This is a genomic window from Pseudomonas petroselini (assembly GCF_045037875.1).
GTDB classification, from domain to species: Bacteria; Pseudomonadota; Gammaproteobacteria; order Pseudomonadales; family Pseudomonadaceae; genus Aquipseudomonas; species Aquipseudomonas petroselini.
This window is the reverse complement of record NZ_CP173614.1, coordinates 6,191,298-6,216,621: the sequence shown is the minus strand read 5'-3', so window position 1 is coordinate 6,216,621 and position 25,324 is coordinate 6,191,298. Positions and strand designations below refer to the sequence as shown.

Sequence of the window (25,324 nt, the reverse complement as noted above, 5' to 3'; positions counted from 1 at the left end):
TCGCGTCTTGTTGTGATCTGTTCATTGGCTGGAGCCCACCCATGCACCACACCGACATCGACGGCGGCACCTTGCAGCGCTGTGAGCTGGAAGACCTGATCGATCAGCATGGCGGCCCCTTACGCCTGGTGGGCGTTGACTTGAGTGGCGCCGATCTGTCGCGTATGGCGCTGGATCACTGGGTGTTCGAACGCTGCATCCTGGTCCAGACCTCGTTCCTCGGATCGCGCTTAGAGGGCTCCCGGTGGAAAAGCTGCCGCGCCGGCCACGCCATCTTTGAAGCGGCGAACCTGCTGGAGGCGCAGTTCCACAGCTGCGACCTGAACAACACCCGTTGGCAGCGCAGCAAGTTGTCCCAGGCGAGTTTTGAGCACTGCAAGTTGACCGGCGCCAACTTCACCCATTGCGCCTCCCTGGGCCTGAGCTTCAGCGAAACCCGGTTAAACAGCGCCTTTCTGTCGGGGTTGTCGTTCGCGCGTACTGTGCTGAATAACCTGGATTTTTCCGACAGCGATTTGTCGGATGCGGATTTTCGCAAGGCCGAATTGATTGACTGCAGCCTCGCCCACGCGCGTATCAACGGTGCCAATTTCGCCGGCGCCGACCTGCGCGGTGCGGATCTGAGCGGGTTTCGCCTCAATGATGCCAAATTGTTCAAAGGCGCCGTGATTTCCAAAGCCCAGGCGTCGATGTTGTTGTCGGAGTTGGGCTTGTCCGTTGCCTGATTATTCGGTTTGTTGCTGTCAGCAGCCCGTCGCCGGAACTGTGTGGTGTTGCCTTGCAATAAATAGATAGTGGTTTTATCTGAATATTTGAGGTGATGTATGCGAGATCTGATTTCCGTCAGCAGGCAACCTTTCAATCCAGCAAATGAGTACGCAGCGGCTTTGGATACCGGCTGCGCTAATAAGCTGTACGTCGGTGAGGAAACCCCGGCATTCACGCCGCACACCGGAGTCTCCATCGCGGGTAAAAATTACTCTCCCGCTGAAAAAGACTACCTGGTCAATGCCTTCGTCAACGATACGCTGCAAAACTCCAACTACGAGAACCCAGAAAACCTTGCGCGCCGAGCGAAGCATTTCTTTACGCACATCGAGTCTGAAATGGCCATTGGTCTGGGCGTTGAGAAAGATTTGCTCCGCGACGACTCGCCAGCATCGCAACTGTCATCACATATGGCACACCTGGTTCGCGGTTTGTGGACGCATTCAAAAAGTGATCCCGCGTTTCGCGAGGCGCTGCACAAGGAGTTGTTGGCGCCGAGCAATGACCCCGGCAACGTTCTACTGGCTGGAGAGGGCACAGGCGGTCTGTACTTGAGTATGAAAAACCTGCACGCCCTGTTGGTTCGCGGCGAGCAGGGGCCGTTGACCCGTGAGCATGCGCAGCAAGGTGCGGAAATGGGCTTTGGTATCAAGGCGATTGCCGAGGCGCTCAAGGCGCATGATCCGATGCTCAGTGGCGTCGATGCCTACACCGTGCAGCATCGCGTGGGGTCGAACCGTGTTGTGGACGGTGTGAAGACACATCATTTCACCAGCCGCCATGGCACGGATTTGCGCAACGACTTGGGCACTCAGGTGCGCGATGAGCTTGGCATGCCCGTCATGTTGGGTACCTCGGGTGGCGCATCGGATGTCGCCTCGACCATTCGATATGCAGCCCAATTACAAGGTCAATCCATGTGGCCAAGCGGGATGGACGAAAAGAACGGCCGGGCAGCGATGATGGGGCTGGTGTTTCATCTGATGCGTAACCAAGTCACAGACAATGCCCAAGGCTTCTACGACAAGATGCGCAGCGATTTGCACGGTTTGTCTGCAAAACGGGTTGAGCCTGCGCTGATCTTTTCTCATTCCTTCCCGGAGGTGGTGTCGGGCGTCGAGATGACGCTGAATGATGAAAAACCCACCGATCGCCAGGCGATGATCCATTCAACGTTGCTAGCCAAGTCTCTGTTGGAACAGGCCTTTGCCAACAGGGCATAAGGCGCGTCGAAGCACCTGCGCGGGAAGCGGGCCTGTGTAGCATCGTGACTCGTTCGCGTATGCTGGCGAACCTGAACCGCGGACCCGTCTCAATGCTGGTGATTTCCAATAACGTGCATTTGCCCGACGCCGAGATCGAGCTGACCGCCATTCGCGCCCAGGGTGCCGGTGGGCAGAACGTCAACAAGGTGTCGAGTGCGGTGCATTTGCGGTTTGATATTCCGGCGTCGTCGCTGCCGGACTTCTACAAGGAGCGGCTGTTGGCGCTGCGCGACAGCCGTATCACCAGCGAAGGCGTGCTGGTGCTCAAGGCCCAGCAATACCGGACCCAGGAGCAGAACCGCGCGGATGCGCTGGAGCGTTTGGTGGAGTTGATCCTCAGCGCCACCAAGGTGGAGAAGAAGCGCCGCCCGACCAAGCCGACCCTGGGCTCGAAAAAGCGACGGCTCGAATCCAAGACCAAGCGCGGCAGCATCAAGGCCGGGCGCGGCAAGGTCGACTTCTAGTCGCCGCGCGCTTCGCGGGCCTTGGGTGCCTGGCGATACAGGTACACGCTCAGCAGTAAACCACCGAGGGCGGCGAGGGCGGCGAACAGGAAGATCGACGCGAAGCCGAAGCCTGCCGCCACGGCCCCGGCGAGTGGCCCGGTGATGCCCAACGACAGGTCGATAAACAGTGAATAAGCCCCCACTGCCGAGCCACGACTGGACGCCGGCACCAGGTTGACGGCTTCCACGCCCAAGGCCGGAAACACCAGGGAAAAGCCGAAACCGCTCAATGCCGCACCGGCCAGGGCCAGATGGGCGTCCGGCGCGAGCCACAGCAACAGCAGGCCGAGAACCTCCACCGACAGGCAGGCAATCGCTACGCGAAACCCGCCGATCCGGTTGATCAAATTGCCGAACAGCAGCCGCGCACCGATAAAACTGGCGCCGAATAGGCTCAGGGCCCACACCGCGTTATCCCAATGCTGGGTGGTGTAATACAGGGTGATGAACGTGGCGATGGTGCCAAAGCCAATGGAGCCCAACGCCAGTGCGCAGCCGTGGGGCAATACTCGACCCAGCACATTCATGAACGGCAGGCGCACGCCGGCAACGAGGGGGGCGGCGACTTTGTTCCAGGCCAGCAACAGGCCGACGATTGCCAGCAGGATGATGCTGACGCCCATGCTCCACAGCCCGAAATGTCTCACCAGCACTACGCCCAGCGGTGCACCGACGGCCAGGGCCCCATAGCTGGCGATGCCGTTCCAGGAGATGACCTTGGCGGTATTCGCCGCACCGACGCGGCCGATGCCCCAGCCGATGGCGCCCGAGCCCACCAGGCTTTCAGCACTGCCCAGTACCAGGCGGCCGATCAGCAGGCTGCCCAGGCTCAACGCCGGCAGGCTTGAGAACCACGCCGCGAGCAGCATGAACACACCGCTCAGTCCGCAGCCCGCCAGGCCAATCAGTACCGCGCGCTTGCTGCCCAGCGTGTCGATGATTTTGCCCGCATAGGGGCGGCTCAGCAGGGTGGCCAGGTATTGCACGCTGATCACCAGGCCAGCAATGACTGCGCCGTAGCCCAGCTCACTGTGCACATAACCTGGCAACACGGCCAGGGGAATGCCGATATTGAGATAGCCGATGAAGGTAAACAACACGATGGAAACAACTTGCAGCGTGACCGCCAGGGGGCGCTGGGTATCGGGCATGGGAGAGGTCCACTGTCGCAGCAGGTAAAGATAGGCTGCTAATGATACCGGTGGTTTGCCCCGCGCAGGGCGGTAAACCGCAAAAATCTCAGATCAAAAAGACCTCAGGCTTGTGCAGGGGCCAGCAATTGGGTGGTGACCAGGGCGGCCAGGGCGTTTTCCTGGGTGCCGAAGCGCTTGAGCAGCACGGCCTGTTTGTCTGCGCTGAGGCGGTTCCAGATCTCGACCATCTGCAGGGCAGCATCGAGTACGGCGGTGTCCGGGGTATTGGGGAGGTTGTCGGTCATGATGGGTATCTCGATTTATTCAGGCAGTGTGGAAAGCGCTCAAAGGTGCGCTTTCCACACGGTCTGGTACGGCGTCAGTCCTGGCTTTCGCGCTCGACTGGTTTTGCTTCTTTGGCCTCAGGCTGTTTGTCACTGGCCTGTTGCGGGGTTGGCTGCTCTGTAGGGTGCAGGCTTGGGAAGGGGAGATTAGGTATCTCGTGCATCGTCGTCGCTCCTCGCAAAGTCTGTTTTTTCAATCGCAGGTGATTCCGCGCTCTCAAAAAGCCTTGGCAGGATACAGCACTGTAAATGACAAATAGACTTTTATATCGCCGGATTTACGTAAGCTCATCGTTCAAGCGCAAGTGACATGGGGTCACACCCGCTTTAAAACGGCACCTTGCCGAGAATCATGTCGCGGTACATCACAAAGTCCCCCAGCAGGCTGTAGAACGGGTGCTGAAAGGTCGCGGGGCGGTTTTTTTCGAAGAAGAAGTGGCCGATCCAGGCAAAGCTGTAGCCGGCAATCGGCAAGGCAATCAGCAAGCCCAAAGAACCTCTGCCAATGGCATACGCCAGGATACCGATCACCAGCGTGGTGCCAATAAAATGCAGGCGCCGGCAGGTGCTGTTGGCGTGCTCGCTCAGGTAATAGGGGTAGAACTCGGCGAAGCTATTGAAACGTTTAACATTTTCCACGGCGACCGGCCCTTTGATTATTGTTCCGCCGAACAGATGTTCGGCGGGGAGCTTATTTGAGTCTAGAGTGATCAGTAGTAACAGCCAGTGACAATAGATGCCACTTTAGTATCCTTGGCTTCCTGGCTGCTGTTTGAGCCTGCTTTATTAAGAAGACGCCATGAGCGAACGAACAACTTCTGCAAGCTGGGCGATGGGGATAGTCAAGGCATTGGAAATGGACGGCCTGGATTGCCGTGCCTTGTTCAAGCAACTCGGCTTGGACTACGCCGCCCTTGACGATCCCGATGCGCGGTTCCCGCAAGACTCCATGACGCGTCTGTGGCAACGGGCGGTGGAGCTGTCGGGTAACCCTGCGATTGGCCTGAACATGGGCAAGGTCGTGCGCCCAGCGTCCTTTCATGTGGCCGGCTACGCACTGATGTCCAGCAACACGCTGGCGGAAGGCTTTATGCGCCTGGTGCGCTACCAGCGGATCATCGCCGAAAGTGCCGACCTGAGTTTCCGACTGATCCCCGAAGGTTATGCGCTGATTCTGACGGTGCACGGTGATCACTTGCCCCCCACCCGGCAGAGCGCCGAAGCCTCACTGGCCTGTGCCTTGGCGCTGTGTGGGTGGTTGACCGGCCGTACCCTGCAACCACGCAAGGTGGTGTTGCAAGGCGATCAACCGGCGGACCTCACCCCCTATAAACAAGCGTTCCATGCCCCCCTGGAATTCAACGCGCCCTATGACGCGCTGATTTTCGAACGGGCGGATATGGACGCGCCACTGCCCACGGCCAACGAGGCCATGGCGCTGCTGCACGATCGATTTGCCGGTGAATACCTGGCGCGCTTCTCGGAAAGCCGCGTGACTCACAAGGCGCGCCAGGTGTTGTGCCGCTTGTTGCCCCAGGGCGAGCCTAAGCGAGAGGTGGTCGCCCAGACGTTGCACCTGTCCCAGCGCACCTTGCAGCGGCGTTTGCAGGAAGAGGGCACCAGTTTCCAGACGTTGCTCGACGACACCCGTCGCGAGCTGGCCGAGCAGTACCTGGCGCAGCCGAGCATGACCCTGCTGGAAATTGCCTACCTGTTAGGCTTCGCTGATCCGAGCAACTTTTTCCGCGCGTTTCGTCGCTGGTTCGATGCCACGCCCGGCGAATACCGGGCGCGGTTGCTGGAAGCGTCGACCGTCAGTGACGCCAAAACGCCGGAATGCACAGAACAAAGACTGTAATGATCTCCAGCCGGCCCAGCAGCATGCCGAGCGACAGGATCCATTTGGCCGCATCCGGCAGGCTGGCGAAGTTGCCCGCCGGGCCGATGGTTTCGCCCAGGCCCGGGCCCACGCCGGACACTGTACTCGCGGCGCCGGTCAAGGCGGTCATCCAGTCCAGGCCCAGCAGCGACAGGGCCAGGGCAATGGCGCAGATGGTGATGGCGAAGAAAAACGAAAAGGTCAGGATCGAACGCACGATCTCTTCGTCGAGACGGTGGCCGTTGTACTTCTGCTTGATCACCGCGCGCGGGTGAATCAGCTGGTTCAAGTTGGCCTTGAGCAGGATATACGCGACCTGGAAACGGAAGATCTTGATCCCGCCCGCCGTAGAGCCCGAGCAACCCCCGATGAACCCCAGGTAGAAAAACAGCATCAGTGAGAAGTTGCCCCACAGGCTGTAGTCCCCCAGCGCAAAACCCGTGGTGGTCACCACCGACGTGACATTCAGTGCCACGTGACGCAGGGCCTCCAGCCAGTGCAGGTTGGTGGTCCACCAATACCAGGTGCCAAGCACCAGCCAGGTCACCAGCAACAAACCGAGCAAGCCCTGTACTTGCTGATCCTTGATCAGTGCCTTGCGATTGCCACGCAAGGTCGCCACGTACAGCGTGAACGGCAAGCTGCCGAGGATCATCACCACCACCGCCACCCAGTGCACGGCGGGTTGTTTCCAGTGCGCCAGGGATTCATCGGAGGTGGAGAAGCCGCCGGTGGAAATCGCCGACATCGCATGGTTGATCGCATCGAACAGGCCCATCCCGGCCCACCAGAACGCCAGGCTGCCGAGGATGGTGATGCCCACGTAGGCCGCCACGATCAGGCGCGCCACCATGTGCGAGCGGGGCATGACTTTTTCCGAGCGGTCCGAGGATTCGGTCTGGAACAGGCGCATGCCACCAATGCGCAGCAGCGGCAGGATCGCCACCGCCATACCGATAAAACCGATGCCGCCCAGCCAGTGCAGCAGCGAGCGCCACATCAGGATGCCCGGCGACATGGTGTCCAGCCCGCTCAACACGGTGGAGCCGGTGGCGGTGATGCCGGACATGCTTTCAAAAAACGAGTCGGTGTAGCTGATGTGTTGGGTCAGCAGAAACGGCAGCGCGGCAAAGATGCACACCACCACCCAGCTGGTAACGGTCAGCAGGTACATGTCCCGCGGGCGCAGGTGCACATGTTCCGGGCGACCGGGAATCACCAGGGCCAGGCCGGCAATGAAGGTGATCATGCTGGCCCACAGGAACGAGGGCAGGTCACTGGTGCGTTCGAAGATCACCAGGGTTGCCATGGGCACGACCATGGCGATCGCGAGGGTGATCAGGAAGATGCCGATGATGAAACCGATGATGCGTAGGGTCGGCAACGCCATGAAGTTCGCTCGAGGTAGGGCAGAGGCGCCATTCTACCTGGGGTGTGGGGCAAGTAAACCGGAGCGGACATTGGCTTGGCGAGTAGCTATGTAATGCCCCCGTCCCGGCCTGCAGCGGCACGATGGCGTACCTCCTATTTTCGAGATATACGCCATGCCGCATGACCGGTTATCACCGACGCCGCTGATCAGTCGCCTGACGCTGCGCGACACCCCCTTACAGGCCAGCCTGCGCCAGAAGCTGGTTGCACTGAATATCGAACTGTTCGAGTTGCTCCAGCGGCAACCGACGTTTCACGCCCTGGTGCAGCAGGCCTTTGACCACGCATTCCCTGACCGCAAACCGCTGCTGGACATAGACCAAGGGGTTATCCAGTACGATGAGCAAGAGACACGGGCCATCGGCACACCCCTCCCTGAAAACAGCGAACCGGTGCCCGAGGAAGCCCTGGTGCCGAGGTTGAACCTCATGGAAGCGGTGGTGCAGCGCATGGTTGCCAACCAGGCTTCGGGCTACGCCAGCCGGCCTGTCAGTTTCCATGCGCGCTTGACCGCTGAAGGGGAGTGGGAGCCTGTTACCGGGCTCACACCGAGCGCTTTCGATCGTTTCCTTGACCAATTTGCCGATGGTTTTTCAGGGCGTTATCAGCAGTCCCAGCAAGCCTTCCTGGCCTTGGCGCATGGGCCGACTGAGGCGCACACCATCAAGCAGCAGTTGATTAAAACGCGAACCGAGCAATTGAGCACCGAGCTCGCCCTGCTCAGCGCCGAAAACCTGTTCAGTGCGACGGCGCAAGCGCTGTTCGCCAAAGTGCTGAAATACCCGGACGCCCTGGCGCGTCAGGCGTTGGGCAGCTATCGACCGTGTGTCTATGGGATCGCTTTGAAGGCTGGGGATACCGACGATATCCCGCTGCATGGGGCCTTTATCTTGACCGCCCGGGACCCGCAAGATACCCGCGTGGGCTGGCAAAGCGATGTTCAGGCGCCTCAGGTTCGACCCATTGAGCCGGCGGCGAACGTCGGCACGGTGGTGTTGTTCACGCCCGGCGCAGGCCTTGAAGAGTTTGCCTCGTTGAGTGAGCTTGACCGCGAGCTGCATCGGCGGCTCAGCCATGGCGTGGCGTTCTCCCGCATCCTGGCGATGGTGGCGCAAGACCAGCAATCGTTGGGGCTGGCGCGGTGCCGGGAAGGTCATGAACGGGGCCAGTTCAAGTACCTTGAACGTCTGGACTCCCCGTTCGATTACGCTATCGAATCCCAATGCCTGCACCTTCAACAGAACGTTGCCGCGACCCTTGCGCGCTATCAAACCTTGGGTTTGCAGGCGGACAGCACGTATTTGCCGCAGAGTTTGGACGAGGTAATGGACCTGACGCGGGCATTCGATGGCGCGGGTGCACGCTTCGCCAGCCTGGAAAAACGCGGGCAAGCGCAGATCAAGGCCTTTCTCAGCGCCGCCAGTCAAAGCGACAAAGACGCGTGGAGCGCCGCCAGCGCGCAATATTACGAACAGTTGGCGAACCTGCTGGCGGCGGACGGCTTGCCTTCCTGGGCGCAATTCAGCGACAAGAGCAAACTGCTGGCTTACGCCAATCAGCAACTGCGCCAGGTGCTGGTGGCCGAATACGGTCTGGATATCAACCCAGATCATATTCTCGTGCACACCCAGGAAGCTTATGTCCCTCCCAGCGTGATAGTCCCAGGCGCGCCCGGCCACTCCATCAGAGAACCCGGCACGCCGTTGTATAAAAGCCGCAGCCGATCACTGACCCAACTGGCCCTGGAAAACGTCGGTGGCCTGGACCTCAATTTCATCAATTTCTCGCGGTTGACCGAAAAAAACGAAGACCTCGACAAGCCCGACGAAGCGCTGCGACCGGAGGACTTCAAGACAGCTAAGGTTTATGAAGGACTGACCGTGGAACAGGTCAGGGATCTGGTGCGCGGTGTGAATGTGGGCGGGACCTATGGGGCGCTGTTGCGTGAGCGGCTGATCACGTCCCCGCAAGCGTTGGCGCAGAAAAAAACCTATATCCAAGTAATGGCGCATCAACTGCGGCTGGATGCCATTGAGGCCAGGATTGCCGGCGATTTCTTGCCGGATCGATTGGAACGTGGCTTCAACTGGGTGCGCGTCGTGCTTGATGAGCCGATTGATAGCGACCAGCGCGAGCGCGTAGAAGGTCATCGCATACTGGTGGAGTACTTGAAGCTGCGCGGCCAGCGGGTGCGCGGGGTATGGATGCTGCGCACCGCCAGCGCCGGCGGCGGCTCGGTAGTGGTCTATACACCGCAGGCACCGACTGGGCGGGTGTTTCATGAGTACCCGGATGAAACCCTGATAAGGGATTTCGTCCACAGCAGCACCTGGCGCGAATACCTGGTGAGCCGTGTTGAGCGCGCGTTCCAGCCGCAAGTACGCGCCGTGTTGAGGGGGCGAGGTGACACCTCGATGGTTCATTTCGGCAGAATCGACAATAACTTCATGGAGGACGCCTATGAGGTTGACGCCAACTTCGTGATCAACGATGCCCAGGCCTTATCCACGAGCACTCATCAAACCAATGTCGAAACCGCACTGACGGTTGCCACCACGGCGTTTGATATTGCCTCCATGGTGTTGCCCATCAAGATCATGCTGCCTATTGGCTTGTCTAGGAGTCTGTTTTCGGTGTTCAACGGGGTCGAATCGGCGAACCTGGGAGACCGTACGGCGGCAGCGAACCACTTTGTGCGGGCGTTTGGAGAGCTGGTGGGGGCGCTGGTGGATGGGGCCATCGGCAGCCGGTCGGCCGGCGTCAATCGCAGCAAGACGATTGGGCAATTGAACCCGCACATGGCGCTGGCGAAAAAGCCTGACGGCGTACTGCCTTTGAAGGGGTGGGAAGGCAAGGGGGTTTACTTCACGACCTCCAAAGACGGCTCGAGGGTGTATTTCATCAACCAGCATCAGCACTGGTACTCGATCCTTGATGACGGCGCAGAGCAGGCGTGGCGGATCAGGGATGTACGCAAACCGCCGCAATACTATTACGACCCCGTTCGACTGGATGCCAGTGGGACATGGCACATAGGTTCGCACCCAGGCAAAGGCTTGAAGGGCGGTCAGCCGCCGCACCGGGCGCTCATGGAGGTTTATCCGTTCTTCGACGAGGCGCAGGCTTGGCGGGTGCTTGACTCGTTCAACTTTCCGCGGGGACAGGAAATCGCATTTGGGTTGGACCTGGTTTATCACTTGAGAAGCGGAGTCGCCCTCGATCCCTTCCATCCGTACCTCACGATCACGCCAGAACGGTTGGCGTCGCGCTTGCGTGGCGGGGACAGCCCTGGACGGATGCCTCAAGCGCTTACGGTCGACACTGACCGTGCGCCCTTGCCTCGACCGTCTCCCGACAGGCTCCCCCATGAACGGTTTGTCGAGTGGGGGCAGACCATCGACGCTGCCGAACTGAACGTGTTGAACGCCGAGAGGGACATTGTCCGCAGAATACCGGGCAATGCGAGCCACGCGACGGGTGACTACATCAGGATCGATGAACGCTGTTACCCGATCCTGCCGATCGGGGGCGATGTGCAACGTAGCGTCGCCTATATGCGTAATCCCAATCTGGTACTTGATAGCTTTGACCAGTTTGAGCACATGTTGAGAACCGACCTGTTCAACCAACCCAGGCTCACCCGGTTTTATAGAGGGATTAATCGGTGGATCAACCAGATTGAATTGCCGTTTCGGCGCACGATATCGGCCTATGTAGCCGGCGCATTTCCCATGCTGCATGAGACCAGTCAGCTACAAGTCGCCAGGGCACTGTTCAGGCGGGCTAACCCGTCAGGGTTGACGGCCTGGGGCTATCGCGTCTTGCAGGTCACTCTGAATGACTGGGTCCAGTGGCCATCGTCGTCCATGGCAAAGTTTGGCGACCCGTTGTTGCTGCTCCCTATAATCGGCAGAACCGGGCGTGGTTGGCACCTGGGGGAATCGTCGGGGTTCTTCGGCCATCTGCGGTTTCGTACCGATCCTGTGGCGCTGCTGTTACACAACACGTTGACGTCGGGCACCGAGGGCACGTTGCGGGCGCTGATGATTGAGGTGTTGACGCGCAGTCGTTATCAGATACTCGACGGTTACAACGTCGTTGGCGAGTTACTGTTTACGCGACCGGGGCGTGACACGGTGTATTGGATGTCGTTGCGACGAGCGCAGGGGAACTGGGTCGACGAAGGTGTCAATGTGCAACCCCGCGTACAAGCGATGCAGCCTGACACACGCAACCTCGTGGCCCGGGCGCGGGTGAGCAACAATTTCGTGATTTTGGTCGGAGGGGTTCGCTCGTCTGTCGACGGCGGCGAGGTCAGTCTCTTCATCTTCCGCGCTCGAGCCCTTCCGGGTCTCAGTGCATAAAAAAATGCCCCGAGGTGTACCTCGGGGCATTTTTACCGACGTTGAGCGTGAACCTGTGTGGATCAGAACTCGTGATCAGCGTTGTCCGGGTTCAAGTCGCTGATGCCCAGTTTACCCGCGGCCGCTTCGATCGAGCCGGTCTGCTTGACCAGCGCAGCGATCGCATCACGCACGATCTGATTGCCCGCATCGTTACCGGCAGCGATCAGTTGGTCGTAGTGCTCGCCCTTGTTGGCGTGATCAACCATGACCTGGATCTTCGCTTCGGTCGCTGCCAGGTCCGCTTTCAGCGCGGTATCGGCAGCCGGGTCGGCCTTGGCCACCAGGGACGACAGGCTGGCGCCGGTCAGCTTGGTACCGTCGACGCGGGTGTACTCGCCCAGGTAGACGTTACGGATGCCCTTGGCGTCGTAGAAGTGCGAGTTATGGGTGTTGTCGCTGAAGCAATCCTGTTCGTCTTCCGGCGAGTTGGCTTCCAGGGAAACCTTCATGCGCTCACCGGCCAGCTCGCCCAGGGACAGGCTACCCATGCCGAACAGCATTTTGCGCAGGCCGTCGGTGGCAGGTTCTGCCTCCAGGGTGGCGCGGTAGTTGTCTTCGACGTTAGGTTTCCAGTTGCCGACCATTTCTTCGAGGTCGCTGACCAGCAGTTGGGTGACCGCGCGCAGGTAGGTGCGGCGACGCTCGTTGTGGCCGCCCGTGGCGCCGTCGCCGGTCAGGTAGTCCGACGCAGGACGGTTGCCCGCGCCTGGGCCGGTGCCGTTCAGGTCCTGGCCCCACAGCAGGAATTCGATGGCGTGGTAGCCGGTGGCGACGTTGGCTTCGGAACCGCCCAGCTCATTGAGGCTGGCGAGTTTTTCCGGGGTGATGTCCTTCACGTCGACCTTGTCCTCGCCGACCTGGATCTCGTTATTGGCGATGATGTTGGCAGTCGCGCCTGGGTTACCCAGGGCATGTTCGTAGGACTTGTCGACGTAGTCGATCAGGCCTTCGTCCAGCGGCCATGCGTTCACCTGGCCTTCCCAGTCGTCGATGATGGTGTTGCCGAAGCGGAACACTTCGCTCTGCAGGTACGGCACGCGGGCGGCGATCCAGGCAGTGCGTGCGGCTTTCAGGGTTTCGTCGTTCGGCTTGGCGAGGAAGGCGTCGATTGCGGTTTGCAGGGTTTTCGCGGTGGACTCGGCATCGCTGTAGACCGCAAACACCATGTCAGCGTAATGCGCGACCACAGCCTTGGCGGCCGCTTCGTCGACCTGGCCGGCAGGCGTGGCAGCCGCTGGAGCGGTAGTGCTGGCGGCCGGGGTCGGCGCCTGGTTTGCTGCGGGCTTGTCTTTACCTTCGCCGCAACCGGCGAGAGAAATGGCAATGGCCAGCAGACTGGCGGTGGCCAGGGGCATACGAATCATGGCGAACATCCTGCTTCGGTTGTTGAGGGGTCGCGCGGGGGTGCGCAAAAACTGCGACATAATGCGAAAGATTTGCATTTTGTGTAAAGGGTTATACGCGGGAAATATTCAGTATCGTTTTTACGGCAAGTCTCCATGCCGTCCAGTCAAGCGAGAAGACTGACCCTGTGGCGGCGTTGCCACGTCAGAGAATCGCTGCGTTATTGCGTTCAGACTGCTTCAGAAAAGCCGCCAACTCCCGGGCCTGCAAGGGTTTGCTGTAGTGGTAGCCCTGACCTTCATGGCAACCCTCGGAGATGATGTAGGCCTCCTGCTCAGCGGTTTCCACGCCTTCGGCGATGACCTGCATGCCCAGGCTTTTGCCCAGTTGGATAATCGCGCGCACGATGGTGGCATCGTCATCATCGTCCAACAGGTCCTGGACGAAGCTCTTGTCGATCTTGATTTTGTCCAGCGGCAGGCTTTTCAGGTAACTGAGGGATGAATAGCCGGTGCCGAAGTCATCAATCGCGATCAGTGCGCCCGAGCGGCGAAGGCTCAGCAGGTGCTGGGCAGCGGTGCTGATGTCTTCCATCAGGCCGGTTTCAGTGACTTCCAGTTCCAGGCTGCGCGGCGGCAGGCGGTAGATCTGCATGAGGTTGTTGACCACCCGCGGTAGCTCGGTGTGGTGCAACTGCACGGTGGACAGGTTGACGGCCATGCGCAGGTCGGTGAAGCCTTGGTCGTGCCATTCGCGCAATTGCCGGCAGGCCTGGTCCAGCACCCATTCGCCAATGGGAATAATGGTGCCGTTTTGTTCCGCGAGCGGAATGAACAAGTCCGGTGGTACCAGGCCGTGCTCCGGGTGCTGCCAGCGCAGCAGCGCTTCTACGCCGACCACCCGATTATCGCGGTAGCTGATCTGCGGCTGGTATACCAAATGGAACTGGTTGCGGCCCAGTGCCTCCCGCAGGTCTTTTTCCAGTTCGCGGCGCCGACGCATTTCGCTGTCGACGCTGGCGATATAAAACTGATAGCGGTTGCGCGAACGGGTCTTGGCCAGGGTCATGGTCTGTTCGGCTTTTTGCAGGAGCTTTTCGGTGCTGTCGCCGTCTTCCGGAAACAAGGTGATGCCGATGGTGGCGCGCAGGCGAATGCCTTCGTGGTCGAGGGCGAACTCCGCTTCCAGGTCGTCGAGGATGCTCTGTGCCAGCTCGGCGGCCTCGTAAGGCTGGTCGATATCGGCCTGGACCAGGGCGAACTGGTCGCCACCCAGCCGGGCCAGGGCGCCGAGGCGGCCGCTGTGGGCGCGCAGACGGTCGGCCAGGGCCAGCAGCAGTTTGTCACCGGCCTGGTAGGTAAACTGTTCGTTGACGCTTTTGAAATCATCCAGCCCCACGCACAGCACCGCCACGCGCCGTTGCCGGCGTCCGGCGTCGGTGAGGATCTTGTCCAGTTGCTCCTGCAGTTTCTGGCGGTTCGGCAGGCCAGTCAGGAAATCATACTGAGCCATGCGCAGCAGGCTGCTTTCGGCTTCATGGCGCAGGTGGGTATTACGTTCGATGGATTCGAGCAACTGGTTGGCGGTATTGATCCACAGCCCCAACTCGTTGCGCTCGTGCCCCTTGAGCTGTGGGATCTTGTGTTCGCTGGGGCGGTCCGGGTTGATCGAGGTCAGGTGCTCGATAATCCGCGACAACGGCTTGGTCAGCAGCCAGTGATAGACCAGGTACAGCACCAGGCCCAGGGCCAGGGCGCGCAGCACGCCGGAAATAAAGATGATCCCCGAGTTGACAATAAAACCCTGGCCATAAGTGGCGGTGTCGAGCGTGATACTCAGGTCACCGTAATACTCACTGTAAGGACCTTTGCCCACCAGAGGCGTTTTAAAGGTGCGTTCCCGGCCAAGAATCAGGTCGGTCAACCAGCGGCTGGGGGCTTGCTGCAATGCGCGGCTTTTCTCAGCCAGCATGGTTTCGTTGGGATGGCCGATGGACGCGATACGCACGGCATCATCCTGGAACAGCCCCTCAATGACCTGCATGCCCATCTCGCGGTCCAGGCTGTAGACGGCCTGGGTCGAAGGGTCGCGAAACATGTCGAGGATGCGCTGGGCATCGCTGGCCACGGCCTGGCGCGTCTTGTAAGCATCGAAAACGATCTGCGCCACGCTCAGCGTAACGCCTACGATCAACGCCGACAGCAGCACAACCCGTAGCAACTTCACCGACAAGCTGTTCTTGAGTTCCAGCTTCAAAGGGGCATTCCTTGTCTCATGCGGGTGGCCTTCAATATGCCATGAGTATTGGCAATCCCGTGAGGCCAGTCAAAGGAACATTAGGGCTGGAGACGTCTTGGCGGTGGGGAGGGGGGAAAAACCAGATAAAACGGCGGATTTGCTCCGCCGCCTGGGGGGCTCGGCGTACGTGGGGTCAGGCAAAGGCCTTTCCTACGGTGGCCGCTGTTATTGATAGGCTGAAATCTCGATCTTTGGCGGCGCCGGCGGCATCATGTCCTCGCCTGGTTTGCTGGGAGGGCTGGCAGCAGCGCCATCACCGCCACCGCCACCGCCACCCGCCCCGCCGGCGAGGCCTTTCATAAGTCCGGTGATGAGTTGCATCGCCATCTGTCCGCCTGCTTTTCCGATTTCTTCCATCATTGATTCTCCAGAAGCGTGTGGGAGGGTTATTCCTCTCACCGGATGGGTGGCAGTTTCCCTTCCGCGGGTTCCACGATTCTGGGCAGGTCGACGTTGTGGAACACCCACAAAAAAGCCCGGCAATGCCGGGCTCTTTCTACTGCAAGCGTTGCTTAGGCAGTGAAGGTCTTGCCTTCGAACTGCTCAGCCACGAACTTCCAGTTGACCAGGTTCCAGAACGCTTCCACATACTTTGGACGCACGTTGCGGTAGTCGATGTAGTAAGCGTGTTCCCACACGTCGCAGGTCAGCAGCGGGGTGTCGCCGCTGGTCAGCGGGTTGCCGGCACCGATGGTGCTGGCCAGGGCCAGGGAACCGTCAGCCTTTTTCACCAGCCAGCCCCAACCGGAACCGAAGGTGCCGACGGACGTCTTGGTGAACTCTTCCTTGAACTTGTCGAACGAACCGAACGCAGCGTTGATGGCTTCAGCCAGCGCGCCGGTAGGTTGACCGCCGGCGTTTGGCGCCAGGCAGTTCCAGTAGAAGGTGTGGTTCCAGACCTGAGCGGCGTTGTTGAAGATACCGCCCGAAGAGGATTTGACGATCTCTTCCAGGGTCTTGCCTTCGAACTCGGTGCCTGGGACCAGGTTGTTCAGGTTCACGACATAGGTGTTGTGGTGCTTGTCGTGGTGGTATTCCAAGGTTTCCTTGGAAATGTGCGGCTGCAGGGCATCGTGTGCGTAGGGCAGCGGCGGCAATTCGAAAGCCATGATGATTCTCCTAATCAGGTCAGTTGCGGTGAGCGCAAGGCCGATCACGGGCGGCCAAACAAGCGCCGGGGAGTTTGTACTCTTTGCGGCGCAGGGTCCGGATCATAGCACCGGGGGTGCGGCAAAACCACGCAACAACTGTGTGGGATAGAGGTTCCAGAGCGTTTTGGAATATTCATCAACCGCTGATCAATTGATAGGCCACGCTGAACATCATCACCGCCACCAACAGGTCCAGCAGACGCCAGGTGGCAGGGCGTGCCAGCCAGGGTGCCAGCCACGCCGCGCCGAGCGCCAGGGTGGAGAACCACAGCAATGAAGCGCTGGCGGCACCGGCCACATAGGCACCGGGCTCGGTTTGTTGGGCGCCGAGTGAGCCAATCAGCAACACGGTGTCCAGGTACACGTGAGGGTTGAGCAACGTGACGGCCAACGCGCTCAGCAGCACCGCACGCAGTGAGCGCACCTTGAGATTATCCGCCTGGTCCAGGCTCTGTTTCGAACAGGCCCGGCGCAGTGCGCACGTCCCGTACCAGAGCAGAAACGCCGCGCCACCCCAACGTGCGACCGCCAGCAGCACCGGGCTTTGCGCCAGCACCGTCGCCAAACCGAACACCCCGGCAGCCACCAGCAGTGCATCGCACACCACGCACAGCGCCGCCACGGGCAAATGATGTTCACGGCGCAGGCTTTGCGCCAATACAAAAGCATTCTGGGTGCCAATGGCCATGATCAGGCCGAGGGCTACCAGCAGACCGTTCAGATAACTCTGCCACATAGGATTTACTCCGCGTCCGCTGCCAGTTGTTGCAACACCTGCAGGGCGCGCTGGGCATCGGCACGGCCAACTAACAGGTGATCGTGGTAATAGCCGGCAATCACGTTGCAACTGATGCCGGCGCTGCCCAGTGCACTGGCGACCGCGGCGGTCAGGCCCACGGCGTCGAGGGCCGAGTGCACATTCAAGGTGATCCACGCGGCGACATAGTCAAACGCCAGCCCGGCCTGTTGCGCGTGCTGGCGTTCGAGGATCAGCGTCAGGCCTTCCTGCTCGCGGAAACTGCCGATCACCTCGCAACCGGCAGGAATCCGGTGATCGGGCAGGGTGCAGAACACATAGTCACCGTCGTTGAGATGGGGGCTCATGCTGCGCAGCAGGGTTGCCAGAGCGGTTTCGCCAGCCATGGAAGGTTCCTTATAGAGAGAAGCGATGCTGGCTATTCTCATGAGGCAGGCTGTATAAGAAAAACAAATATTGCTGATCGCTCATTAGAGAAACTGATGTTCGACTATAAATTGCTATCCGCGCTGGCGGCGGTGGTGGAACAAGCGGGCTTCGAGCGTGCCGCTCAAGTCCTGGGCCTTTCGCAATCGGCGATCTCCCAGCGCATCAAGTTGCTGGAAGCGCGTATCGGCCAGCCGGTACTGGTGCGCGCCACCCCGCCGACGCCCACCGATATCGGCCGTCGTCTGCTCAACCACGTGCAACAGGTGCGCCTGCTGGAACGTGACCTGCAAAGCCAGGTGCCCGCGCTGGACGACGAAGGCATGCCTGAGCGCCTGCGCATCGCGTTGAACGCCGACAGCCTCGCCACCTGGTGGGCAGAGGCTGTCAGCGGTTTTTGCGCCGAGCAGCATCTGCTGCTGGACCTGGTCGTAGAGGACCAGACCGTGGGCCTCAAGCGCATGCGCGCCGGGGAGGTGGCGGCCTGTATCTGCGCCAGCGAGCGCCCGGTGGCGGGCGCGCGCAGCCTCTTGCTGGGGGCCATGCGCTATCGCGCGTTGGCCAGTCCGGCCTTTATTGCCCGGCACTTTGCGCACGGCGTGCGCGCGGACCAACTGGCGCGTACGCCGGCCTTGGTCTTCGGTCCGGATGATTTCCTGCAACACCGCTACTTGGCATCCCTCGGCGTGGACGGCGGTTTCGAGCACCATTTATGCCCATCCTCCGAAGGTTTTATCCGCCTGACGGAAGCGGGGTTGGGCTGGGGGCTGGTGCCGGAATTGCAGGTACGTGACCAACTGGAAAAGGGCCTATTGGTCGAGTTATTACCAGATAAGCCCATCGATGTGCCGTTGTACTGGCATCATTGGCGCAGTGGCGGGCAACTGCTGGGCTTGTTGACCGACCACTTGGCCCAGGCCTGTGGCCAATGGTTGGTGCCGTTGGAGTGATGGCGCGCGTCAAGGCAACAGCGATGAAAAATGAAAGAACACGGGGTAATACATGAAGATTCTGGTCACCGGCGCAAGCGGCTTCATTGGCGGGCGCTTTGCGCGTTTCGCTTTGGAGCAGGGCCTGGACGTTCGGGTCAACGGGCGACGCGCCGAAGGTGTGGAACACCTGGTCAGGCGCGGCGCCGAGTTTATCCAGGGTGATTTGAATGACGCCGCGCTGGTGCGTGACCTGTGCCGCGATGTCGAAGCCGTGGTGCATTGCGCGGGCGCCGTCGGGCTGTGGGGGCGTTACCAGGACTTCCACCAAGGCAATGTGCTCGTTACCGAGAACGTCGTCGAAGCCTGCCTCAAGCAGCGCGTCGGTCGGTTGGTCCACCTGTCGTCACCGTCGATCTACTTTGATGGCCGCGATCATCTGGGCGTGACCGAAGAACAAGTTCCCAAGCGTTTCAAGCACCCCTATGCCGCCACCAAGTACCTGGCCGAGCAGAAGGTGTTCGGCGCCCAGGAGTTCGGCCTCGAGGTACTGGCCTTGCGCCCGCGCTTCGTGACGGGCGCGGGTGACATGAGTATCTTCCCGCGCTTGCTGAAAATGCAGCGCAAGAACCGCCTGGCGATCGTCGGCGACGGGCTGAACAAGGTCGACTTCACCAGCGTGCACAACCTCAACGAGGCGCTGCTCAGCAGTCTGCTTGCTCCCGGCTCGGCACTCGGCAAGGCCTACAACATCAGCAACGGTGCGCCAGTGCCGGTGTGGGATGTGGTGAACTATGTGATGCGCCAGATGGAAATGCCGCAGGTAACGCGGTATCGGTCCTACGGCCTGTCCTACAGCGTGGCGGCACTTAACGAAGCGTTCTGCGCGATGTGGCCGGGGCGGCCGGAACCCGCGTTGTCTCGCCTGGGCATGCAAGTCATGAACAAAGATTTCACCCTCGACATCAGCCGTGCCAGGCATTATCTGGACTATGAGCCCAAGGTCAGCCTGTGGACCGCCCTCGACGAGTTCTGCAGTTGGTGGAAAGCCCAGGCGCCGGGGATCCAGTAAGCACACAACAGGCAACACTTCGGGAACCGATTTCGGCGTTCCGGGTCGATCAGTGCGCCGGGATCACGGTTTATACTCCCGTCGCTCGCCATTTCACCGATTCAGGGTTGATTCATGCGCAACGATGCTAAAGACGACTTCGACAACGTTCCCAGCCTGCGGGCCGATGTCGGGGATGATGATGATTTCGAGCCTTCTCCCGCCACCTCGGTGCGGTCACGCACCACCAAGGTGGTCAAGGTCAAGAGCGCCAGCACCGGCCCATTGTGGGCCTTGATCGGCGCGTTGCTGATCGCCTTTGCGGGCCTGGCCTGGTGGAGCTTCCAGCAGATCTCCTTGATGGGCCAGCAGTTGGTTGCCACCCAGGAAAGCTTTGCGCGCATCAGCGAAGAAGCGGCGGGGCGCCTGCAGGATATTTCCGGCAAGGTGGTGGCCAGTGAGGCCAGCGTCAACAATGGCAGCGAGGCGCTGAAACTGCAGATCAAGCAACTTGAAAGCCAGTTGCTGGAGCAGGGTAAACAGCAAGTCGGCGTGGCCGGCCAGGCGACCGAGCTGGATAAGCGCCTGGCGCAAATGACGGCCAGCACCACTGAGCTGTCCAACGCCAACAGCAAGCTGCAAGGCCAGGTCCAGGCCCTGACCGACGCAGTGGCAACGCTGAAGGCGGCACAAGGCGATGCGAGCAAGCGCGATAGCGAAATCAAGGAGCTTTCCGCTGACGTGGCGGCCTTGAAGAAACAGGGTAACCCCAGTGCGGCCATCGCCCGTATCGAGCAGGACCTGGTAGTGCTCAAAAGCGCGCAGGATAACCAGCCGGTCAACAGCGATGCGCCCACCAATAAAGAGTTTGATGTGTTCCGCATCCAGACCACGCGCAATATCACCACGTTGCAAAGCCAAGTGCAGACCCTCAACCAGCAACTCAACGCGCCGGCGAAGATCACGCCCCTCGGTCAATAAGGGTGTAATGGCAAATGTCACCACTCGGTGACATTTCCCTTCCCCTTCGTTACTTGCCCCCACCGTGCCCTTGTTTAGACTCCGTTCATCCCACAAAAAATAATAAGGGCCACCCATGACCACGCAACCACTGCCTGCCAGCAGTTGGCTGAACGCGCCTGCTCATCACGCCTGGCTCGCCGCCGAAGGCCAGCGTTTGCTGGCGTTTGCCAAGGCTTCTCGACTGCCCGACGGCTTCGGCAACCTGAACGATAAAGGCCAATTGCCGGCCGATGCGCGCGCCGAAACCATGAACACCGCCCGCATGACCCACAGCTTCGCCATGGCCCACGCCATGGGGTTGCCCGGTTATGCCGAGCTGGTTGAGCACGGGGTTGCCTGCCTCAACGGCCCATTACGCGATGCTGAGCATGGCGGCTGGTTCGCCGCGCCCCACGCCCTCGATGGTAACCGTGGCAAGGCCGCTTACCTGCACGCCTTTGTCGCGCTGGCCGCCAGCTCTGCGGTTGTGGCCGGCGCTCCCGGCGCGCGCACCCTGCTGAACGACGCCATCCATATCATCGACCAGTTTTTCTGGAACGAGGAGGAGGGCGTGATGCTCGAGTCGTTTGCCCAGGACTGGAGCGGCGTCGAGGCCTACCGCGGCGCCAACAGCAACATGCACGCCACCGAGGCCTTCCTCGCCCTCGCCGATGTGACCGGCGATACGCGCTGGCTGGACCGCGCGCTGCGGATCGTCGAGCGTGTGATCCACACCCACGCCGCCGGTAACCAGTTCATGGTGATCGAGCATTTCGACATTTATTGGCAACCTTTGCTCGGCTACAACGAAGACAACCCCGCCGATGGCTTTCGTCCCTATGGCATCACCCCCGGCCACGGCTTCGAGTGGGCGCGGCTGGTGCTGCACCTGGAGGCGGCGCGCCTGCAAGCCGGGCTCGTCACACCAGAATGGTTGGTGACTGACGCCAAGGGCTTGTTCGCCAGTGCCTGTGAATACGCCTGGGCAGTGGATGGCGCCCCCGGCATCGTCTACACGCTGGACTGGAACCATCGTCCAGTGGTGCGCGAACGCCTGCACTGGACCCATGCCGAAGCCAGCGCCGCTGCCCAGGCGTTACTCAAGCGCACGGGCGAGTTGCATTACGAAACCTGGTACCGGCGTTTCTGGGAGTTTTGCGAGGCCCACTTTATTGACCGTCTCCACGGCAGTTGGCACCACGAACTCAGCCCGCACAACCAACCCAGCAGCAACATCTGGGGCGGCAAGCCAGACCTGTACCATGCTTGGCAAGCGGTCGTGCTGCCTGCACTGCCCTTGGCACCGAGTATGGCCAGTGCCATCGGGGCTGGGCTTTATGTCACCAGTTGGTGACATTTGTGCATCCCTTTGTTACCTGCGCCTCAAAAATCCATGTTTAAACTCCGTGCAGCGCAAGCTTAAGACTTGCATGCATAACAACAAGAAAAGGTACTCAGATGAACGCGATTAATCGCCTCGCCGTCGCTATTTCCATTGCCTCGTTGTTTCCCCTCAGTGCATTTGCCGCCGACTCGAAAGGGACGGTTGAAGTTGTGCATTGGTGGACCTCGGGTGGTGAGAAGGCGGCTGTAGATGTCCTGAAGGCCCAAGTTGAGAAAGACGGCTTCACCTGGAAAGACGGTGCCGTCGCAGGTGGCGGTGGCGCCACGGCCATGACCGTGCTGAAAAGCCGCGCGGTCGCCGGCAACCCGCCAGGCGTTGCCCAGATCAAAGGCCCCGACATCCAGGAATGGGCGTCCACCGGCCTGCTCGACACCGACGTGCTCAAAGACGTCGCCAAAGAAGAAAAGTGGGACTCCCTGCTCGACAAGAAAGTCTCCGATACCGTGAAGTACGACGGTGACTACGTCGCCGTACCGGTCAACATCCACCGCGTGAACTGGCTGTGGATCAACCCGGAAGTCTTCAAGAAAGCCGGTATCACCAAGAACCCGACCACCCTCGAAGAATTCTACGCCGCGGGCGACAAGCTGAAGAAAGCCGGCTTCATCGCGCTCGCCCACGGTGGCCAGCCGTGGCAGGACAGCACGGTGTTCGAAGCCGTCGTCCTGTCGGTGATGGGCGCAGATGGCTACAAAAAAGCCCTGGTCGACCTGGATAACGGCGCGCTGACCGGTCCGGAAATGGTCAAGGCCCTGACTGAGCTGAAAAAAGTCGCGACCTACATGGACGTCGACGGTAAAGGCCAGGACTGGAACCTCGAAGCGGGCAAGGTTATCAACGGCAAGGCCGGCATGCAGATCATGGGTGACTGGGCCAAGTCCGAATGGACGGCCGCCAAGAAAGTCGCTGGCAAAGACTACGAGTGCGTAGCCTTCCCAGGCACCGACAAAGCTTTCACCTACAACATCGACTCCCTGGCGGTGTTCAAGCAGAAAGACAAAGGCACGGCTGCGGGTCAGCAGGACATTGCCAAGGTCGTGCTGGGTGAAAACTTCCAGAAAGTCTTCAGCATCAACAAGGGTTCGATCCCTGTGCGTAATGACATGCTGAACAAAATGGACTCCTACGGCTTCGACTCCTGCGCCCAGACCGCCGCCAAGGACTTCCTGACAGACGCCAAGACCGGCGGCCTGCAGCCAAGTATGGCGCACAACATGGCTACCACCCTGGCTGTGCAAGGTGCGTTCTTTGATGTCGTGACCAACTACATCAACGACCCGAAAGCCGACCCGGCCGACACCGCCAAGAAACTCGGCGCTGCGATCAAGTCTGCCAAGTAACACCTTTTGTAGGAGTCGGGTTGCTGTGGCGAGGGAGCTTGCTCCCGCTGGGGTGCGAAGCACCCCCAAAGGCGGAGCGCCTTCGCCACAACACACTGGCTCCGACAGGCTGTAGTCCTTTTTCCCTGTACTGGATTTTCCCATGAGTTCTGTTGCTGTGTTCAGCAAAGCCTCGCCGTTCGATGCACTGCAGCGCTGGCTACCCAAACTGGTGCTGGCGCCCAGCATGTTCATCGTGCTGGTGGGCTTTTACGGCTACATCCTGTGGACGTTTGTACTGTCGTTCACCACATCGACGTTCCTGCCGAGTTACAAATGGGCAGGGCTTGCACAGTACGAGCGCTTGTTCGACAACGATCGCTGGTGGGTCGCGAGCAAGAACCTGGCCTTGTTCGGCGGGATGTTTATCGGCATCACCTTGGTCATCGGCGTGACACTGGCGATCTTCCTCGACCAGAAAATCCGTCGTGAAGGCTTTATCCGCACCATTTACCTGTACCCGATGGCGCTCTCGATGATCGTTACCGGTACCGCCTGGAAATGGCTGCTCAACCCGGGCATGGGCCTGGACAAACTCCTGCGTGACTGGGGCTGGGAAGGCTTCCGTCTCGACTGGCTGATCGACCCGGACCGCGTGGTCTACTGCCTGGTGATCGCCGCTGTCTGGCAAGCCTCGGGCTTCATCATGGCGATGTTCCTCGCCGGCCTGCGTGGCGTTGATCAATCGATCATCCGTGCCGCACAGATCGACGGTGCGAGCCTGCCGCGCATCTACTGGAGCGTGGTGCTGCCAAGCCTGCGTCCGGTGTTCTTCAGTGCGGTGATGATCCTGGCGCACATTGCGATCAAGAGCTTCGACCTGGTGGCGGCGATGACGGCCGGCGGGCCGGGCTACTCGTCCGACCTGCCAGCGATGTTCATGTACTCGTTCACCTTCAGCCGTGGCCAGATGGGCATGGGCTCGGCCAGTGCAATCCTGATGCTCGGTGCGATCCTCGCGATCATCGTGCCTTACCTCTATTCCGAGCTGAGGACCAAACGTAATGACTAGTCTCGCCTCCAAACCTGCCATCAGCCTGAGTCGCATCGCGATCTACGCGGTGCTGATCCTCGCCGTGCTGCTGTACCTGGTGCCGCTGGTGGTGATGCTGCTGACCAGCTTCAAGACCCCGGAAGACATCAGCACCGGCAACCTGCTGAGCTGGCCGACCGTGGTCTCCGGCATCGGCTGGGTCAAGGCCTGGGCCACCGTGGATGGCTACTTCTGGAACTCGATCAAGATCACCGTTCCCGCTGTGCTGATCTCCACCGCCATCGGTGCGTTGAACGGTTATGTGCTGTCGTTCTGGCGCTTCCGCGGTTCGCAGCTGTTCTTCGGTTTGCTGCTGTTCGGCTGCTTCCTGCCGTTCCAGACCGTACTGCTGCCGGCGTCGTTCACCCTCGGCAAGATGGGCCTGGCCAGCACCACCACCGGCCTGGTGTTTGTGCACGTGGTCTATGGGCTGGCGTTCACCACGCTGTTCTTCCGTAACTACTACGTCAGCATTCCGGATGCGCTGATCAAGGCAGCACGCCTGGACGGCGCCGGTTTCTTCACCATCTTCCGTCAGATCATTCTGCCGATGTCCACTCCGATCATCATGGTCTGCCTGATCTGGCAGTTCACCCAGATCTGGAACGACTTCCTGTTTGGTGTGGTGTTCTCGAGCGGCGACTCCCAGCCCATCACGGTGGCGCTGAACAACCTGGTCAACACCAGCACCGGGGCCAAGGAATATAACGTGGATATGGCGGCGGCGATGATCGCCGGGCTGCCGACCCTGCTGGTCTATGTGATCGCAGGCAAGTATTTCGTGCGCGGCCTCACGGCCGGCGCGGTCAAGGGGTAA

General features: G+C 60.3%; 22 protein-coding genes. 12 read left to right on the top strand and 10 right to left on the bottom strand.

Annotated elements, in window-relative coordinates:
- Positions 1-41: 41 nt before the first annotated feature.
- The 3 genes from ACI512_RS28695 to arfB all read left to right on the top strand — a co-directional run bounded on the left by ACI512_RS28695 (position 42) and on the right by arfB (position 2,497).
- Positions 42-725: a pentapeptide repeat-containing protein gene (locus tag ACI512_RS28695; protein WP_236381111.1), complete on the top strand. Its 684-nt coding sequence runs from the start codon at positions 42-44 to the stop codon at positions 723-725.
- A 99-nt stretch (positions 726-824) separates the two neighbouring features.
- Entirely contained in the window at positions 825-1,991 is a 1,167-nt protein-coding gene (locus tag ACI512_RS28690) for a hypothetical protein (protein ID WP_236381110.1), read from the top strand.
- A 92-nt stretch (positions 1,992-2,083) separates the two neighbouring features.
- A complete protein-coding gene (gene arfB / locus ACI512_RS28685) occupies positions 2,084-2,497 on the top strand; it encodes an alternative ribosome rescue aminoacyl-tRNA hydrolase ArfB (protein ID WP_034109044.1) in 414 nt (137 codons plus the stop codon).
- On the opposite strand, the gene ACI512_RS28680 is transcribed toward arfB, so the two are convergent.
- The 3 genes from ACI512_RS28680 to ACI512_RS28670 all read right to left on the bottom strand — a co-directional run bounded on the left by ACI512_RS28680 (position 2,494) and on the right by ACI512_RS28670 (position 4,655).
- The gene (locus tag ACI512_RS28680) at positions 2,494-3,690 is read right to left on the bottom strand and encodes an MFS transporter (protein ID WP_015885570.1); all 1,197 of its coding nucleotides are present in this window, start codon (positions 3,688-3,690) and stop codon (positions 2,494-2,496) included. The two genes, arfB and ACI512_RS28680, sit on opposite strands and share 4 nt — an antisense overlap.
- A gap of 104 nt (positions 3,691-3,794) precedes the next feature.
- Entirely contained in the window at positions 3,795-3,977 is a 183-nt protein-coding gene (locus ACI512_RS28675; RefSeq protein WP_093543177.1) for a hypothetical protein, read from the bottom strand.
- Positions 3,978-4,343: 366 nt separating this feature from the next.
- Positions 4,344-4,655 carry a DUF962 domain-containing protein gene (locus ACI512_RS28670; protein WP_015885568.1) on the bottom strand — a complete coding sequence of 104 codons (312 nt, stop codon included), beginning with the start codon at positions 4,653-4,655 and terminating at the stop codon, positions 4,344-4,346.
- Positions 4,656-4,815: 160 nt separating this feature from the next.
- Between ACI512_RS28670 and ACI512_RS28665 the strand changes: the two genes are divergently transcribed.
- The gene (locus ACI512_RS28665) at positions 4,816-5,874 is read left to right on the top strand and encodes an AraC family transcriptional regulator (protein ID WP_064053714.1); all 1,059 of its coding nucleotides are present in this window, start codon (positions 4,816-4,818) and stop codon (positions 5,872-5,874) included.
- On the opposite strand, the gene ACI512_RS28660 is transcribed toward ACI512_RS28665, so the two are convergent.
- Positions 5,831-7,285 carry a TrkH family potassium uptake protein gene (locus ACI512_RS28660; protein WP_015885566.1) on the bottom strand — a complete coding sequence of 485 codons (1,455 nt, stop codon included), beginning with the start codon at positions 7,283-7,285 and terminating at the stop codon, positions 5,831-5,833. The two genes, ACI512_RS28665 and ACI512_RS28660, sit on opposite strands and share 44 nt — an antisense overlap.
- A 154-nt stretch (positions 7,286-7,439) precedes the next feature.
- On the opposite strand from ACI512_RS28660, the gene ACI512_RS28655 reads away from it, so the two are divergent.
- Positions 7,440-11,690, top strand: a complete 4,251-nt coding sequence (locus tag ACI512_RS28655; protein ID WP_236379634.1) for a dermonecrotic toxin domain-containing protein — start codon at positions 7,440-7,442, stop codon at positions 11,688-11,690.
- Between the two features lie 62 nt (positions 11,691-11,752).
- Here ACI512_RS28655 and ACI512_RS28650 read toward each other — a convergent pair whose 3' ends face one another.
- From ACI512_RS28650 to ACI512_RS28625, 6 genes are all read right to left on the bottom strand, one after another.
- The gene (locus ACI512_RS28650) at positions 11,753-13,096 is read right to left on the bottom strand and encodes an imelysin family protein (protein WP_236379635.1); all 1,344 of its coding nucleotides are present in this window, start codon (positions 13,094-13,096) and stop codon (positions 11,753-11,755) included.
- Between the two features lie 184 nt (positions 13,097-13,280).
- Entirely contained in the window at positions 13,281-15,332 is a 2,052-nt protein-coding gene (locus tag ACI512_RS28645; protein WP_231807736.1) for a bifunctional diguanylate cyclase/phosphodiesterase, read from the bottom strand.
- Between the two features lie 207 nt (positions 15,333-15,539).
- Positions 15,540-15,734, bottom strand: a complete 195-nt coding sequence (locus ACI512_RS28640) for a hypothetical protein (protein WP_236379636.1) — start codon at positions 15,732-15,734, stop codon at positions 15,540-15,542.
- A 152-nt stretch (positions 15,735-15,886) separates the two neighbouring features.
- Complete coding sequence (locus ACI512_RS28635) at positions 15,887-16,483, bottom strand: superoxide dismutase (protein ID WP_003212997.1); 597 nt, start codon at positions 16,481-16,483, stop codon at positions 15,887-15,889.
- A gap of 178 nt (positions 16,484-16,661) precedes the next feature.
- Entirely contained in the window at positions 16,662-17,261 is a 600-nt protein-coding gene (locus ACI512_RS28630) for a LysE/ArgO family amino acid transporter (RefSeq protein ID WP_231807737.1), read from the bottom strand.
- Between the two features lie 5 nt (positions 17,262-17,266).
- Positions 17,267-17,668 (bottom strand): ACT domain-containing protein, encoded by a 402-nt coding sequence (locus tag ACI512_RS28625; RefSeq protein ID WP_405121446.1) that lies wholly within the window; start codon positions 17,666-17,668, stop codon positions 17,267-17,269.
- A gap of 96 nt (positions 17,669-17,764) precedes the next feature.
- Here ACI512_RS28625 and ACI512_RS28620 point away from each other — a divergent pair, with 96 nt between their 5' ends.
- The 7 genes from ACI512_RS28620 to ACI512_RS28590 all read left to right on the top strand — a co-directional run bounded on the left by ACI512_RS28620 (position 17,765) and on the right by ACI512_RS28590 (position 25,324).
- A complete protein-coding gene (locus ACI512_RS28620; protein ID WP_015885560.1) occupies positions 17,765-18,658 on the top strand; it encodes a LysR family transcriptional regulator ArgP in 894 nt (297 codons plus the stop codon).
- A gap of 52 nt (positions 18,659-18,710) precedes the next feature.
- Positions 18,711-19,709 carry an NAD(P)-dependent oxidoreductase gene (locus ACI512_RS28615; RefSeq protein ID WP_015885559.1) on the top strand — a complete coding sequence of 333 codons (999 nt, stop codon included), beginning with the start codon at positions 18,711-18,713 and terminating at the stop codon, positions 19,707-19,709.
- A 114-nt stretch (positions 19,710-19,823) separates the two neighbouring features.
- Entirely contained in the window at positions 19,824-20,669 is an 846-nt protein-coding gene (locus ACI512_RS28610) for an ATPase (RefSeq protein ID WP_102061310.1), read from the top strand.
- A 115-nt stretch (positions 20,670-20,784) separates the two neighbouring features.
- Entirely contained in the window at positions 20,785-22,044 is a 1,260-nt protein-coding gene (locus ACI512_RS28605) for an AGE family epimerase/isomerase (RefSeq protein WP_236379638.1), read from the top strand.
- Positions 22,045-22,148: 104 nt separating this feature from the next.
- Entirely contained in the window at positions 22,149-23,435 is a 1,287-nt protein-coding gene (locus ACI512_RS28600) for an ABC transporter substrate-binding protein (RefSeq protein ID WP_236379639.1), read from the top strand.
- A gap of 142 nt (positions 23,436-23,577) precedes the next feature.
- On the top strand, positions 23,578-24,486 hold the full coding sequence (locus ACI512_RS28595; RefSeq protein ID WP_003175732.1) for a carbohydrate ABC transporter permease: 909 nt from the start codon (positions 23,578-23,580) through the stop codon (positions 24,484-24,486).
- Positions 24,479-25,324 (top strand): carbohydrate ABC transporter permease, encoded by an 846-nt coding sequence (locus tag ACI512_RS28590; RefSeq protein ID WP_015885553.1) that lies wholly within the window; start codon positions 24,479-24,481, stop codon positions 25,322-25,324. The genes ACI512_RS28595 and ACI512_RS28590 overlap by 8 nt, the downstream gene beginning before the upstream one ends.

What these genes read in the sequence shown, in the direction of transcription:
- ACI512_RS28695 (WP_236381111.1), top strand. Translation starts at nt 42, where the DNA reads ATGCACCACACCGACATCGACGGCGGCACCTTGCAGCGCTGTGAGCTG.
- ACI512_RS28690 (WP_236381110.1), top strand. Translation starts at nt 825, where the DNA reads ATGCGAGATCTGATTTCCGTCAGCAGGCAACCTTTCAATCCAGCAAAT.
- arfB (WP_034109044.1), top strand. Translation starts at nt 2,084, where the DNA reads ATGCTGGTGATTTCCAATAACGTGCATTTGCCCGACGCCGAGATCGAG.
- ACI512_RS28680 (WP_015885570.1), bottom strand. Translation starts at nt 3,690, where the DNA reads ATGCCCGATACCCAGCGCCCCCTGGCGGTCACGCTGCAAGTTGTTTCC.
- ACI512_RS28675 (WP_093543177.1), bottom strand. Translation starts at nt 3,977, where the DNA reads ATGACCGACAACCTCCCCAATACCCCGGACACCGCCGTACTCGATGCT.
- ACI512_RS28665 (WP_064053714.1), top strand. Translation starts at nt 4,816, where the DNA reads ATGAGCGAACGAACAACTTCTGCAAGCTGGGCGATGGGGATAGTCAAG.
- ACI512_RS28660 (WP_015885566.1), bottom strand. Translation starts at nt 7,285, where the DNA reads ATGGCGTTGCCGACCCTACGCATCATCGGTTTCATCATCGGCATCTTC.
- ACI512_RS28655 (WP_236379634.1), top strand. Translation starts at nt 7,440, where the DNA reads ATGCCGCATGACCGGTTATCACCGACGCCGCTGATCAGTCGCCTGACG.
- ACI512_RS28650 (WP_236379635.1), bottom strand. Translation starts at nt 13,096, where the DNA reads ATGATTCGTATGCCCCTGGCCACCGCCAGTCTGCTGGCCATTGCCATT.
- ACI512_RS28640 (WP_236379636.1), bottom strand. Translation starts at nt 15,734, where the DNA reads ATGATGGAAGAAATCGGAAAAGCAGGCGGACAGATGGCGATGCAACTC.
- ACI512_RS28635 (WP_003212997.1), bottom strand. Translation starts at nt 16,483, where the DNA reads ATGGCTTTCGAATTGCCGCCGCTGCCCTACGCACACGATGCCCTGCAG.
- ACI512_RS28630 (WP_231807737.1), bottom strand. Translation starts at nt 17,261, where the DNA reads ATGTGGCAGAGTTATCTGAACGGTCTGCTGGTAGCCCTCGGCCTGATC.
- ACI512_RS28625 (WP_405121446.1), bottom strand. Translation starts at nt 17,668, where the DNA reads ATGGCTGGCGAAACCGCTCTGGCAACCCTGCTGCGCAGCATGAGCCCC.
- ACI512_RS28620 (WP_015885560.1), top strand. Translation starts at nt 17,765, where the DNA reads ATGTTCGACTATAAATTGCTATCCGCGCTGGCGGCGGTGGTGGAACAA.
- ACI512_RS28615 (WP_015885559.1), top strand. Translation starts at nt 18,711, where the DNA reads ATGAAGATTCTGGTCACCGGCGCAAGCGGCTTCATTGGCGGGCGCTTT.
- ACI512_RS28610 (WP_102061310.1), top strand. Translation starts at nt 19,824, where the DNA reads ATGCGCAACGATGCTAAAGACGACTTCGACAACGTTCCCAGCCTGCGG.
- ACI512_RS28605 (WP_236379638.1), top strand. Translation starts at nt 20,785, where the DNA reads ATGACCACGCAACCACTGCCTGCCAGCAGTTGGCTGAACGCGCCTGCT.
- ACI512_RS28600 (WP_236379639.1), top strand. Translation starts at nt 22,149, where the DNA reads ATGAACGCGATTAATCGCCTCGCCGTCGCTATTTCCATTGCCTCGTTG.
- ACI512_RS28595 (WP_003175732.1), top strand. Translation starts at nt 23,578, where the DNA reads ATGAGTTCTGTTGCTGTGTTCAGCAAAGCCTCGCCGTTCGATGCACTG.
- ACI512_RS28590 (WP_015885553.1), top strand. Translation starts at nt 24,479, where the DNA reads ATGACTAGTCTCGCCTCCAAACCTGCCATCAGCCTGAGTCGCATCGCG.